10 protein-coding genes are annotated in these 14226 nt (G+C 59.3%); 9 read left to right on the forward strand and 1 reads right to left on the reverse strand.

The features are described from left to right. Window position 1: 1 nt before the first annotated feature. From LCW13_RS06035 to LCW13_RS06070, 8 genes are all read left to right on the forward strand, one after another. Window positions 2-364: a hypothetical protein gene (locus tag LCW13_RS06035; RefSeq protein WP_225347820.1), complete on the forward strand. Its 363-nt coding sequence runs from the start codon at window positions 2-4 to the stop codon at window positions 362-364. Between the two features lie 154 nt (window positions 365-518). Beyond that, window positions 519-6902, forward strand: a complete 6384-nt coding sequence (locus LCW13_RS06040; protein ID WP_225347821.1) for an EF-hand domain-containing protein — start codon at window positions 519-521, stop codon at window positions 6900-6902. Further along, window positions 6899-8374, forward strand: coding sequence for a hypothetical protein (locus LCW13_RS06045; protein WP_225347822.1), 1476 nt, complete (start codon window positions 6899-6901; stop codon window positions 8372-8374). Before LCW13_RS06040 ends, LCW13_RS06045 begins: the two co-directional genes overlap by 4 nt. A gap of 112 nt (window positions 8375-8486) precedes the next feature. Further along, complete coding sequence (locus LCW13_RS06050; protein ID WP_225347823.1) at window positions 8487-9245, forward strand: hypothetical protein; 759 nt, start codon at window positions 8487-8489, stop codon at window positions 9243-9245. Next, entirely contained in the window at window positions 9245-9880 is a 636-nt protein-coding gene (locus LCW13_RS06055; protein WP_225347824.1) for a hypothetical protein, read from the forward strand. Before LCW13_RS06050 ends, LCW13_RS06055 begins: the two co-directional genes overlap by 1 nt. Window positions 9881-9895: 15 nt before the next feature. Then, window positions 9896-10393: a hypothetical protein gene (locus tag LCW13_RS06060; protein ID WP_225347825.1), complete on the forward strand. Its 498-nt coding sequence runs from the start codon at window positions 9896-9898 to the stop codon at window positions 10391-10393. A 9-nt stretch (window positions 10394-10402) separates the two neighbouring features. After that, on the forward strand, window positions 10403-11452 hold the full coding sequence (locus tag LCW13_RS06065) for a hypothetical protein (protein ID WP_225347826.1): 1050 nt from the start codon (window positions 10403-10405) through the stop codon (window positions 11450-11452). A gap of 57 nt (window positions 11453-11509) precedes the next feature. Then, the gene (locus tag LCW13_RS06070) at window positions 11510-12148 is read left to right on the forward strand and encodes a DUF4376 domain-containing protein (RefSeq protein ID WP_225347827.1); all 639 of its coding nucleotides are present in this window, start codon (window positions 11510-11512) and stop codon (window positions 12146-12148) included. A 569-nt stretch (window positions 12149-12717) separates the two neighbouring features. On the opposite strand, the gene LCW13_RS06075 is transcribed toward LCW13_RS06070, so the two are convergent. Beyond that, complete coding sequence (locus LCW13_RS06075; protein ID WP_153635400.1) at window positions 12718-13176, reverse strand: HIT family protein; 459 nt, start codon at window positions 13174-13176, stop codon at window positions 12718-12720. 321 nt (window positions 13177-13497) lie between these two features. Here LCW13_RS06075 and LCW13_RS06080 point away from each other — a divergent pair, with 321 nt between their 5' ends. Further along, complete coding sequence (locus tag LCW13_RS06080) at window positions 13498-14136, forward strand: LysE family translocator (protein WP_153635401.1); 639 nt, start codon at window positions 13498-13500, stop codon at window positions 14134-14136. The last annotated feature ends 90 nt before the right edge of the window (window positions 14137-14226 follow it).

The following is a 14226-nucleotide window of genomic DNA, read 5'->3' on the forward strand; positions in this document are numbered from 1 at the left end:
CGTGCCACATAGACTTCATGAAGTAGCCGGAATCCTTAAGGATGCTGACCTTTCTGGCAGTCCACATTTGGATGAGCACCAGGCCAGGAGCGTTGTGAATCGCGCTTACTATGCTGCTTATGTTACCGCCCGAGATTTTTGCACAAGTAAGGGTTTTCCAATGTCTGCAGGTGGCAGCCATGAGAAGATCGTGAATGTGCTTCTAGAACAGCCTAAATGGTCAAGAGTTGGCAATCAGCTGAAGCAGATCAAGGCGCTTCGTCATCAGGCAGATTATCAATGGGATCGCGCCATCACATGGCGAGATGCGAATTCGACATTGAAAAAGAGTCGTCAAATCATTGAGGCCATTCAAGGCGCATAATCTTTTCTGATCAGACTAATCATCCGCTTGGGTGTGAGTCGCCCGCGTAGTCACCAGCATTCAGTATCGCCCGCTCGATAACTCGTAAGCCCATATCAATATCAGCCCTGCCATCTGGCGGGGCTTTTTTATGCCTGTCATTTGAGGTGCCTGCATGGCGACACGTCGATTTACTACTGAGTTCGTCATCACCGGTGACAGCTCAAGCGGCGTGAACGCGTCGCGGGAATTGCAGCAAGCCAACGCTGACATGACGCGCGAGATGCAGCGCGCCGAGCAGCAGAGTGAGGCGACGGGCCAGAGCCTGGAAAACGTGGCGGTCCATGCGCAGAGGCTTGCGGCGGTGAGCACCGCTACGGCTGCTGCAATGGGCGCAATGGCGGTGAGTCAGACACGTAACATCGCCGAGCAGGCAGCGCTTTCTCGCTCCATTGGTGTGACCGTCCAGACGCTGCAGCAGTGGGAGTTTGCCGCCCAGAGTGTAAGCCTTGGCGCCGGCAGTATGGGCGACGTATTCAAAGACGCTGCTGAAAAAATCGGCGAATTCGCTAATTCTGGTGGCGGCGAAGCGGCAGACCTGTTTGAGCGCCTGAATCTCAATATCGCTGAATTGATGGCGATGAGTCCCGACAAGCAGCTGCTTGAAGTCGGGAAGGCACTGGACAGCGTTGCCACTCAGGGCGAGAAAGTCTTCTTCATGGAGGCGCTGGCAAATGACGCCAGTCGCCTGTTGCCGCTGCTCGAGGACAACGCGACGCAGCTCAAGGAGCAGATTCGCCTGGCGGAGCAACTCGGTGTCGCCATTCCTCAGTCGGATGTCGATAGCATTGAGAGTGCCAACCAGGCGCTGAACGAGCTGACGGCGATTGGAACCGGGTTCGCCAATCAAATCGCCGTCCAGTGGGCACCCAGTATCGTTGAGCTGTCTGCTGCTGTTCAGGATGCTGTCGTGGATCTGGGCGGCATGGGTGATATTGCCGAAGATGTTTCCGATGGCATCGTGGCATTGGCGGTCGTGTTGGGTGGACGCCTGGCGGTATCCCTTGGGGCAGCAGCTGTAGCGACCGTTCAGAACGTCAATGCCCAGCGCGCCCTCGCGGCTCAAGCAGCTCAGACGGCCAGCGTAGAAACCGGCGCCGCACTGGCAGCGGCCCGCCGGGCAGAGGCTGAGCAGGCCGCAGCGGTTGTCAGTGCGAAGGCAGCCGCGCAGCGCGCTCAGGCGGCGCAGGTTGAAGCAGCCGCACAGCTGCGCTCCATTCAGCTGACCCAGCAACAAATGGCCGCTGAGCGCGCGCTGGAGACGCAGCGCCTGCAAGCGCAGATCAGCGCCACGGGTCGCCAGCAGTCGCTGACCCGACTCGCGGAGATACGTCGTACCGAGATCGCGCTGAATGGGCAAGCCGCTGCCGCCGAGAAGGCTTTAACAGCAGCGAAGGTGCAAAGCGGTAGCGCCACAAGAATGCTGACGGCTGCCGAGGTAGATCTGGCGCGCGCCACGACGGTAACGACTGGTGCTGCCAACGCCAATACTGCCGCTCTGGGAGCCAATACCGCTGCGCAAAGAGCGATGACCTTCGCCAGCCGTGGCGTCGCCTCCGTGATGGCGCTGGTGGGTGGCCCTACTGGCGCGTTCGTCATTGCAGGTCTTGGCCTGTGGTATATGCACGACGCGCTCGATGACTCTGAGGATCGGGCCCGGGAGCTGCAGTCTGCGATCTATGATCTGACAGGGAATCTCGATCTTCTCACCAAGGCGCAGCTGGAGAACAAGCGCGCCGACTTCCTCGGCACCTTGCTTGAACAGCAGAAAGAAGCGACGCAGATTGCTGGCGAAATCGCGGCCCTTTCCGACCAGGTGAAGCTGGAAGATGTCATGTTCCAAGGGCGTCCTGGCGCTGGTCGAGCGGCACTCGAGGGCGTTACAGGCGACGGGGGGCTGGCCAAGCAGCTGGAAGATTCTCTGTTCAAGGTTGAGCAAACCTCCGGTGCGCTTGAGGACATCAACGATCAGCTCGAGCTTGTTGGCCAGCGCGCTGGCAATGCTGGTCATGGACTGAGCATCACTTCGATAGAGGCGCAGAAGGCTGCTGATGCAGCAAAGAAACAGGCCGACGCACTCAAGGCGCTGCAGCAGGAAATGGACCCGCTGCTGGCGGATCATGAGACCTACGTCGAGCGCTTGCAGGTGCTGGATGCCGCGCTGGCGGCGAATGACATCACGCAGATCCAGTACGCCGAGTCCGTCCAGTGGGCGGCCAAGCAGTACACCGATGCCGCCACTGGCGCGGAGGAGTACGAGAAGCGCGTCAAGAGCCTGGTAGGCGAGTTCGATGGCCAGGAGCAAAAGGCAGAAAAGCTGCGCCAGGCACTGATTGATATCAACGAAGCCTATCGTCGCGGCGACGTTGACGGTATGCAGTATCAGCGCATGGTCAAGAGCGTGCGCGATGAGATGGCCCAGCTCGCTGACGAGTCTGATCCGATCTCCAAGGAGATGGCCAAGTCGTGGGAAGAGGCGGCCAAGCGCATCGACGAAACCTTCGCCGATGCCTTTACCGGCGCGTTCGACTCCTTCGATGACTTCGGTGACCAGCTGCTTGATAGCTTCAAGCGCCTGTTGGCAGAACTGGCCTATCAGGCCACGCTGAAGCCGATCGTCGTCGGCTTCACCAGCGACATGCAGAGCATGATGGGGCAGTCCGGCGGCGGCGTTGGTGGCACTGGCACTGGCTCTTGGGATAACACCCTGAAGGGCTTCGAGGGTGCCAAGAAGGCTTGGGACTGGCTCTCTGCCAGCGGTGTGTCTGCCGCGACTCCAGGTAGTGCCTCGATTGGTTATGGCGGGGCAGGTTGGGCCGCTCAGGCCAACACTGGCACCTATACCGGATGGGCCGGAAGTGCATCGTCAGCAGCCAGCACCGCTGGCGGCGGCTGGGGAGCGGCAGCCTCCAATGTGGGAACGGGGCTCGCCACCGCAGGTGCGGGGTACGTTGGCAGCTATGCCGGCACCGAGCTCGGCTCGGCCCTGACAGGCAAGACAGCCAACTCCAACTATGGCGCCACCATTGGCACAGCAGCCGGCGCCTACATTGGCTCTATCGTGCCGGTTATCGGCACCGTCATTGGCGCTGCTCTCGGCGGCGCGATTGGCGGGCTCGCTGACTCGGCATTTGGCTCGGGCCGCAAATCCTATGGCCAGATAGGTTCAGAGAAAGAGGGCATTGCTGCCGGTGGCTTCACCACCCGCGATGTCTATGGTGAGCCTGGCAATACCCGCTATGCCGGCATGTATGCCGAGTCGGCTTTCGGCGGGATTGGCGTCACCAAGAAGCAGAAGACGGATGATGGCGCACTCAAGGATATGGTCTCGGCGTTCGTTGAGATCGATAACTCCCTGGCGTCAGTGATGACAGCGGCCCAGCTTGAGAGCACCCGAAACGCGCTTGACGGCTGGCGAAGCAGCAAGACCAAGAACATCGGCAAGATCGTTGACCAGCGACTGAGCGCCGTTGTCGAGGCGACGGACTCGATCTTCGAGAACACGCTCAAGGGCATGGACCGAGAGTCTCTGGTCCAAGGTCTTGTCGGCGGACTGCAGATAGAGAATGTCGGCGCCCAGATGGCGACTGCTGTCGCGGCAGACATGAATGAGCAGTTCCGGGAGGTACTGAAGGGTGGCAATGCGGAGGGCATCGATGCCGCGACACAGAGCCTGCTGGCTGCCGCCGCCGCGGTTAAAATGCTGGGCAGTACAGCCGAGACGCTCAACCTCCAGTTTGATGAGACTGCCAGTGGCGCACTGGATGCCGCGGCCAACATCGCCGGGCTGGCAGGCGGGTTCGATAGCCTTGCTTCCCTTCAAGATAGCTACCTGCAGAACTACTTCTCCGAAGAAGAGCGCCGCGAGCTGGTAATCAAGCAGCTGACCAAGCAGATCGGTCAGTTCAATGCCGCAACAGAGCAGAGCATCAACAGCAAAGGCGGGCTGCGCGACTATATCGAGTCTCTCGACTTGATGACGGAGAGCGGGCAGGAAGCCTATGCCTCGGCGCTCAACATTGCGACGGCGTTTGATCAGCTTGCTGAAGCGACTGACTCAGCGCTGACCGCCGTCAATGAGCGATATCAAGCACTGCTGGCGACGGCTCAAGCCACCTATGATTCAACGGCGCAAGCAGTAGCTCAGGCGGCCAAGGCGTTCAATACCACGGCCTTCTCCCAGCAGCTGGCGCTGCTTGAATTGGCGGGCGATGCCCAGGCGATCGTCGTGGCTCAGCGCGAGAAAGAGCTTGCCGCCATTGATGAGTCTCTGCGCCCGACGCAGCGCCGCATCTGGGCGCTGCAAGACGAGGCGGCGGCCCAGAAGGCGGCAGCCGCTGCCGGTGAGGAGTACGCGAGCGCGCTGGCGAGTGCCCAGGAGTGGCTGGGGTCAACGCTGGAAGGTATTTCCGGATGGGTAGACCAGCAGCGCGCAACTGGCGGATCGCCGCCGGATAACCTTGGCGAGTCCCGAAGTCAGTTCGATGAGCAGTTGGCATTGGCGCAAGGGGGCGACCGTGAAGCACTGCAGTCGATCACCCAGTATGCCGATCGCCTGCTGTCCAGCAGCCAAGAGATGTTCGCCTCAGGCCCTGATGCGCAGGCCGAACGCGAGAAGGTGCTGGCTGCCCTGGAAGACCTTCCAGACGCCATCAGTGCTGAGCAGTACATCGCGGATGAGATCAAGCAGGCGCTGCGTGAGCAGACCTCTGGCATCACAGACCGACTTGGCGAAGTGCTGGTCTCTGGCACGCCGGCCAAGATCGCCGAGGCGATGTCCGGCTCATTCGAGGATCTGACGCGCGGCGTGGGTGGAGTCCTGACACGAGAGCAGCTTGCAACCGTGATGCAGGGCAAGGCCACTGATGCTCAGATCGATGCGCTGATGGGCATGGTTGACCTGAACGGCGACGGCATCATCTCCGGGCTGGAAAGCGTCATCATCAAATCACTGCCGAGCGACACGCTGCTCAGCAATGTCATCAAGAACCAGCTCGAGGCCACCCGTAACAAGCAGCTGACGCACGCTCAGGTGCGCAACGCCCTGTCCCCGATCGCAACAGACGATCAGATCAATGCGCTCATCGAGCGTGTGGATGTGAACGGCGACGGGATCATCACTGAGCAAGAGCTGGCCAACGCTCGTATTAGTCAGTTAGCGGTGGGTATTGGCAACACGCTCAAGCCGATGTTCGACGGTATCGATCTCGATCTGGACGGTGTGATCGATTACGAAGAGTTCGGCAAGCAGTTCGATGGTATGGCCTCAGACGCAGAGCTGAAGCGCATCTTCCATCAGCTCGATCTCAATGGCGACGGCACTATCAGCGCCATTGAGGCAGGCAAGGCCTCAACGGATGAGGTCAGCAGCAACACCAAGCCGCTCGAGGACAGTGCCCGCGACCAGCTGGCGACACTGAATGGCCTGGTCGATGAAATGTCTCGCTCAACAGATCAATTTGTTGGCCTCAACACAACAATGATCAGCCTGCGGGATTCGATCAATGCGCTGGGCGTTGCGCAGGAAGAAATCGCGCGCATTGAAAAGGAGCGAGTGGCTGCCGAAATCGCTGAACGGGGGAAGATCGAGAAGTCACGAGTCAACTCCGAGATAAGCGAAGAGCAGCAGCGCATCAATGCTGAGATCAATAGCGCTCGTGAGCGCCGGAACGGCATTGACGATCTCACAACAACCCCTGACCGAAACGTCATCAAGTCTGGCTATAAGCACTGGAAGGACGCGGCTTCCAACATTGATGATGTGGCAGGTCGATTCATCGACCGCTTTGGTGTGAGTGACAATGCCGCTGACAAGCTGTGGGAGCATTTTACCAGCGGAGCTGGTTTCTACGCCGACCGAAATGGGAAAGGCGACGCGCCTGGTCCCGGCGGCGCTTACGCACCAGGCGGGGCGTACTGGGATTATGTTGAAGATTATGTAGAGGCGATCCACAAGTCAGCAAAGGACAATGCAGCTGCCAAGAGCAAGGTCAACAAGGAGATAGATCGGCTCAAGAAGGAGCTCAAGACTGCCGGAAGCGATGTTGATAGGAGTGAGCTGGCATCGTTGCGTAAGCAGTACAAGGACTTGACGGGAGATGCCGCGCCCTTTGCTAAGGGTGGCGTGTTTGCCAACTCCGTAGTGGATGACCCTACCTACTTCAATATGGGACTGATGGGCGAGGCTGGCCCAGAGGCCATCATGCCTCTACAGCGCGGCGCAAATGGGGTGCTCGGTGTTCGCGCGGAGTTGCCGCCGGTTTCACTTCCGCCGCTGCTGGGCAAAGACGACGCTATCGAGGTATTGCGTGACATGCAGCGCGAGATGGCGCTGCTTCGTCGTGAAAACAAGGAGCTGCTCGGCCGTATCGAGCAGCACGGCGGCGCTGCCGTCGCTGTACAGCAGGCTGGCTTCCAGCGGCAGATCAGCGAGCAGCAGCGAGGTAACCGATCTCTCGATGAGATGAGATCTTCTGCACGCCTGGAGGCATCGAGATGAGTGGCGTATGGCTATTGAGCCTCGAGGCACTTGACGAAAAGGATGTGCCGGTGATGTTGCGGTTTTCGACCGGGCAATATCACGGCGATGGGCAGGCATGGATGCCGCGCATACAGCAGGCTGGGTTGTATCGTGCCGGCCTGTTTGCGGGTGACCTGCTGCGAGTCAGTCGATCCGGATACGGAGAAACAACGCTGATCAATGCGGATGGAGCGCTGAACTACCTAGCGGGCTATGCACTAGATGGACGAAGGGCAGAGCTTCGCTATGCAACAGGGAGTGAAGTGATTGATGTGTTGGTGGGCACGGTTGCCCGTGTCAGCTATCAAGGACGCATGATATCGCTGCGCTTGCGCGATCCTATCGAGACGCTCCAGCAGCCGCATCCCAGCACGCGGTACGCCGGAAGCAACGTTCTCCCGGATGGTCTCGAAGGGACTGATGATGATATCGGCGGCACGATCAAGCCCCGCGTATACGGTCAGGTGCGCAACGCTGAGCCGGTGCAGGTCAATAGTGCTCGACTGATCTATCAGGTCAGCGATCAGGACTGCAGGGTGTCAGCCGTGTATGACAATGGCATTCCGCTCGCCTTCGATGGTGACTACTCATCCACCGCTGAACTGCAGAGCACATCGCCTTCCCAAGGGCAGTGGTCTGACTGGGAGCCACCGGCGGGGAAGTGGCGGCGCTACCAAGGGTATATCCGGCTGGGCTCGGCGCCAGTCGGCCAGATCACCTGTGATGCAGATGCGCCGGTCACGAATGCGGGCGCTGTCATGGCTGCCGTGGCTACTGAGGCAGGAGCAGTGACCGGGGATGTGTCATCGCTGGATGCGGTGGGGCAGCTGCGCCTCTGGGTCACCGACGAAGTGACAACGGCTGATCTTCTTGACCGCATCGCTATCTCAGTCGGTGGCTACTGGCGCATCGACAGCAGCGGAAAGATTCAGGCGGGGGCTCTTGCCGCGCCTGACACGCCCACGCTGACGCTGCGAGATCATCAGATTATCGATATCAGTAGAGAAGCGACTGGCGCTGGCCAGAACGGCTTGCCCGTTGGCCATGTGCTTGTGGAGTGCGACCCCATCGAGCGAACGCAGGACTCACTGGCCGGCGGTGTCAGCGAGGCCCGCCGCGCTCGGCTATCAAAGGCAGTGCGGGAGGCGGAAGCATCTGATGCCAGCACGCTATCTCGTCACCCTCTTGCTGATGACGTTCAGATTGCCAGCCGGCTGGCGACCCGGGATCAAGGGAAGGCACTCGCTTCTCGCATCCTGAGCCTGCTGTCTCCGCGCCGAGATATCTTGACCATCACGGCCCGCGTTCAAGATGCCGGCGGACTGGTCACTGGCTCCACCATCCGCATCGTGACGCCGCGACTGGGGTATTCCTCTGGCCGAGACCTGCTGGTGGTGGGACGAGAGATCGACACTTCCCGAAACCGACAAACGCTAGAGCTGTGGGGATAACATGAGCGAGAGACGCGTCACATTGTGCTGGCCCAATCGAATCGATGAGGCGGTGCTTTCGGGCGGCTCGTGGTCCGGGGGGCTGCCCAGAGATCATCTGCAGACCCCGGTCATGGCGGAAGTCGCCGAGAGTTCCGATCTACTCCCATCCAGCACCCGCTTCGATATCACCCTTCCGCGCTTTCGAGCCATCGCCGTTGCGGCGCTCTGCAAACACAACCTGAGTGTTGATGCACGCTGGCGCGTTCGTCTTTTCCGAGATGAGGCTGCCTCTGAGGAGATGTGGGATAGCGGATGGCTGCCGGCTTGGCCTTCGATCTATGCCTCATCAGAGTTGAACTGGGAGGACTCGAACTTTTGGTCTGGCGTGCCCTTTGAAGAAGATCGCCAGGACTTCACTCCACTGGCATGGGCATTCGCAGATCGCCCTCAGGTTTGCCGGTTGGTCCGGTTCGAAATTGAAGACACCAATAATGCCGATGGCGTCGTTCGGATTGGTCGCTGCTTCGTCGGGGATGCCTGGCAGCCGCAGTACAACGCGGCATACGGGATTCAGTACGGGCATGACATCGGCACTGAGTTCGAGTCGGCCGGTAATGCCGAGATGACTGAGTATGCAGATGTCAAGGCGCCCAAGCGCACCGTCACGTTCAGTCTCGACCACTTGAGTGAGGAGGAGGGCGTTCGCCGAGCGCTCGCACTTCAGCGCAAGCAGGGGTTGCACGGCGAGGTGCTGTATACCGAGCACAAGACCCCCGGGCCAATGGCATTCTCGCGCACGTTCATGGGTAGGCAAGTGTCGGTTGACCCGCTCACGCATCCCTATTACGCAACCTATGCCAATACGATCAACCTCAAGGAGATCCTTTGATGCCTGGGTTCGAGCAGTATGTGGGATTGCTGGTCAGTCATGAGGCTGGGGCGACGCCTGGGGCTGAGCACATAGCGCCGGGCCAACTGGCGTTCAACACTGCTGACCAGCGGATATTCGCGCGCTTTGGTGATGATGTGGTTGATATCACCGATGGCTATTCTCGCCACACTGTTGATCAACTTCTCGATGCAAAGGCCAGCTCGTCCGAGCTGGCCAAGGTGGCAACGACTGGGGCGTATGCAGACCTGATAGGCAAGCCGTCCTCCTACCCGCCAAGCCAGCACACACACACGCTGTCCCAGGTGACGGATGCTGGCACTGCGGCACGACTGAATGCACCGGCCAATGGGAACGCGGCCTCAAGCGAGGTAGTGACGGGGGATGACTCCCGGCTATCTGACAGTCGGCCACCGACCAGTCATCAGCACTCGTGGAGCGAAGTGACGGGCAAGCCGTCCTCCTACCCGCCAAGCCAGCACACACACACCCTTTCCCAGGTGACGGATGCTGGCACTGCAGCAGCTTCAGATGTGACGGACTTTGAGCCACGGGGCTCCGTATCGGCAGCTGAGGCGCGAGTGGTGCATCGCATCGATCAGCGCCCAGACCCTCTCCTCATGCACTTTCTCTAACACCGGAGCGAAAACATGGCAGGCGTAACATTCCCGACAGAGTATGGCGGCGACGGCAACACCTATACCGACGATGCTGACCCGAATACAGGCCTGGCGAACGATGGCCACCGGGCGCGGTTTGTGCCCGCGCTTTCCAATGCGGTGGCGATGGCCGCTTGGGCAGAGCAGAAAGCCGCCGAGGCCCATGGCGATCGACTGATAACCACCAAGGCATCAGCCCAGGCAGTGGGGGCCAAGGGTGACGCGGTAAAGGCGGCGAGCACCGCAACTGTCGCCGCTGCCCAGGCACAAGCCGCCGCGCAGGATGCAGCGGGCACCTACGGGGCAGCGGCAGATGGCCTTTCTTCTACGACTGATGGGCAGTTCTTCACAGTCCCTGAGAATGGATACCTGCAGATGTATCGCAATAGCAATGGTGCCGCCGAGCCCATCATGAAGCTGGCGTCTCAGGAGGCCCTCGTCGCGCTAAACAATCGGCCAGACCCCCTCCTTACCTCACTGATCTTCTAAGGACTCTCTATGTCTCTCAAGACCCATGCAAAAGCTCTTTCCGGCAGTGCTCAGACTATCTTTACTGTACCGCAAGGTGCGGAGGGTACGGCGCACAACATCCTTTGCACTGGCACTGGCGACCTGACGCTCCAGTATTTCCATGCTGCCACGGGCGATACTCACACAATATTTTCCGGCAAGACGGTAACGGATGAAATTGCGCTGGAGAAGTCATTCAATTTCGAGAGCGGCGACCAGCTGATCGCCAGCGGCGCGGGCCTGACGATCTTCGCCTCGATCTACTACGTTGGTTCCAACGCTAGCACAGCCGTGCTGCCTTATGGCCCTGGTCCTCAGGAGCTAGTGGCGGGTGACATGAATGCCGGGTACTTCGGCGAGGTGCCCGCCTCTGAGCTATACAGTGGCGACAGACTGGCATTCGAGCTGGCTGTTACGGAAGGCGTGCTGCAAAACAGTGATGCCGGATGGCTCAAGTTCGCACGACAAGGGAAGGTGCTTTTCATTGCCAAGCAGGCGTTCATGCACTCTGTCACATGGGATCACCTGTATGCCCGAGGCATTGTCTATGGGACTGATGATGATGGAAAAGCCCCGCGTGGCACCCCTGTGAACCAGCGAACCGTTGTCGAGCATGGCGGTAATAAATTCGTTGTCCGCCTGATGACTGGCGCTGTCGCCGATCCATTCCCAGAGTCCGATCCGCTATTCTTCACAGACGATATGTATCAGATGGATGTCGGCGGCGGCAGTGAGTGGAATGACCTGATGTATCGCGTATGCACTGATGTACCCAGCGACCCGTCCGTAGATGGGATGGCGGCTGATCGCCACGGCGGCCCACAGATTGGCGATAACTTGGCGTCACTTCCTGCCTCTAGCCTGAATATTGGGCCAGGGAATGGCCGCAATACGTGGTGTCAGGAGCAAAGCGATTCGAACTCCACCGTCCGCGTCAATCGTGGCGGTGGCGACGTAGCGCACTTCGGTCGCTCCCCTGCCTACAGCGGGGCTTCGACTTTCGGCTGGCGGCCCGTCTTGGAGCTAATCCCTAACTAATGGTCACGTGGAGGCTGAGGCCGGCCTCCATGCCCCGCACAATAATTCGAGGTAAATATGCTCACGAACAACATGATTCCACTGAAATACCGCATCACATTCTACGATAATGGCGTGGTGCGCACCGCCTACACTGACGACCGCCAATACTATGAGAAGATGGTTGCAGCGCATGGTCATCTATCAGACCTGTCAATCGAGTCGCTTGTGCTAACAGAAGCGCAGCAGCAGCGCCTTGACGAGATCAAAGATGCTGGCCTTGGCGCTCATGATGCCAGCCTTTATGTCAAATACGGCAGCACGGAAAGCGAGGATACCGGCTATTACGATGTCGCATTGCTCTCAGGCTACCAAAAAGATCAGGTAGCTCCACGCATTCAGGTGGAGCGCATCAAGCAAGAGGCTGTAGGCGTGACCGTCAACGGCATTCGCTACTCTGGCGATGCGTCGAATCGCCAAGCCATGCAGGAGGCGCTGACAGCTGCTGCTGACGGCGACCTGGATTCGTTCTCGTCGTGGAAGTGCAGTGACGGTCGCTATCACTCCAACCATCCAGTGTCGGAAGTTGAGTCTGCGCTGCGCGAGATCGGTAATCGCCGAAGCGCCCTGATAGAACTAGAGGGTCAATATGTGGCTATGGCTGCAGCAGGCGAGGTAGATGTAGAGGCCCTGGAGTGGGTGACTGGGTTCGACTGAAGTGAGCGGTGGGGATATATGCAGTCGGGAGGGAGCGCCTGCCAGGGCGATGCCGAGGTGGGCAGCATGGTCTACATGGATGGAGACCAGATCATCGGCGAGGCACCGAGCTTGCCGGTGGTGATGATCGAGGTGTGAGGAAAATTCACAGGCGATATGGTCGCGTTCAGGCTGCGACCATTCCAGCGTGGTCGCAGTTTGGTCGCAGACTGCGACTAGATAAAACCCGTCATGTGGAGAATGGAATGTGCTAAGTGGCTGAAATATCTCGAAAGACCCGCTGCCAGCGCAGTCCACGAAATGCCAAAAACGGATTCAAAATCCGCCGTGCTGCAACTACAGTTAGGCTGAGGCTTGGCGGTTGAGTGAAGCTGCTTGATCCTGCGACCCGCTCCTGATGTTCTCAGAGTTGTATTGTTGTGCGTACTTATTTCGCGCCGCATGTAGGTTTTTGTGTAGGTTTTTCTCTTAAAATCACTTCAACCACATGATTTTGATAGACATTCGATTCCCTTCACCCGCTCCAGATTCTTCAAAAAAGCCTTCCGAATGGGAGGCTTTTTTGTTTTTCACTCACAACGTTGGCGTATATCTTCCGCCAGCTCGGCCAACTTCTCATCACTTTCACGTGGGCCATCCGCGCTGACAACGTAGCCATCGTATTCGGTCATGTAGTACTTCATCTTCGAGTTTCTGGCCTGCCATTCGCCTGGCTGTGTGCCATGCAGCGGGATGAGCTTGGCGTGCAGGTGGTTGACGCCGTAGCCCTCGAAGATGATGGCGGTGCGTGCTACCCCGAAGTAGGCGTCGAGCTTGCGCGCCACGCGGCGCGTGAAGCGCATCAGGCCGAGAATCACCTCATCGTCTTGTTCATACACGCAGCTGCCCAGGTGGCGTTTGGGGATGACGACCGTGTTGCCCGGAGTAGAGGCAAAGATGGAGAGGAAGGCCAGGAACTGCTCGTCTTCGGCCACGACATGGCTTGGACTGTGGCCCGCAACGATCTGACAAAACACGCAGTCACTCATGGTTCTTCCCTGGTAGTTTAGTGTCGCCAGATTCGTCCTGAATCTGGGGCAGAGTTCTGTGATCAGAGCTTTTGTGAGCAGGGCACTTGTGAATAGCGCTCGGCAGTCTCCTTGCATGAGTGAAGTGTGATGGAGGCTGGTTGTCAATGCCAGGCAGCCCCCGCAGAAGTGGTTATCGGCAGCAACAACGTGCTCAAAGAGGGGAGCGGCTATCTTGCCGAGCCGATCGGAGCGAAAAGTGTTGCTGACGTGGCGGAGAGTCGCGATATTGGCAGGTCACCTTTCAGCAGTTCGTCACTCGTTGAACGACAAGGAAACCCAGTGGAACTCACCGTCTGGCTGGCATATGTCAGCGTCATCACTGCCTTGATCACCTTTCCCGGGCCGTTTGCGTTGCTGTGCATGGATCATGGCCTGCGCCACGGCCGACGCCGCTCGTTCGCGACGGTGGTGGGTGGGGCGGCGGCGTCACTGGTGTTGATGGCCTTATCGTCGCTGGGCCTCGGCGCAGCATTGGCGGCCTCCGAGACGGGGTTTCTGGTGCTGAAGATCGTCGGGGCGCTCTATCTCATCTATCTGGGCATTCAGGCCTGGCGGGCGCCATCCCAGCCGGTGGTGTTCGATGCCGTGGGGGAAGACGGGCAGATGCGCGCCCGAGCCACGCGTTGGCAACTGTGCCGCAAGGGCTTCGGTATCGGGATCAGCAACCCGAAGGACCTGCTGTTCTTCGGCGCGCTGTTTCCCAACTTCATCGACATGGCCCAACCGCAGCTGCCCCAGTTCGTGGTGCTGGCGCTGACCTGGCTGGTGGTGGACCTGCTGACGATGAGCACCTACGCCCATGCGGGTTCCAGCATCAGTCGCTGGTTTGATAGCCACCGGCGCGTGCGGCTGTTCAATCGCACCACGGGCAGTCTATTCGTCGTGGCCGGCGCGGGACTGGCGGCGTCGCATCGTTGAGCAGAGCCCCGCTCTATTGCACAAGACGTGAAGCGCACGAAGACGACAACGGCACCCGAGGGTGCCGTTGTCGTGTCTGGAGCCTGTCGA

The organism is Cobetia amphilecti, from assembly GCF_020217465.1.
Taxonomy (GTDB): domain Bacteria; phylum Pseudomonadota; class Gammaproteobacteria; order Pseudomonadales; family Halomonadaceae; genus Cobetia; species Cobetia amphilecti.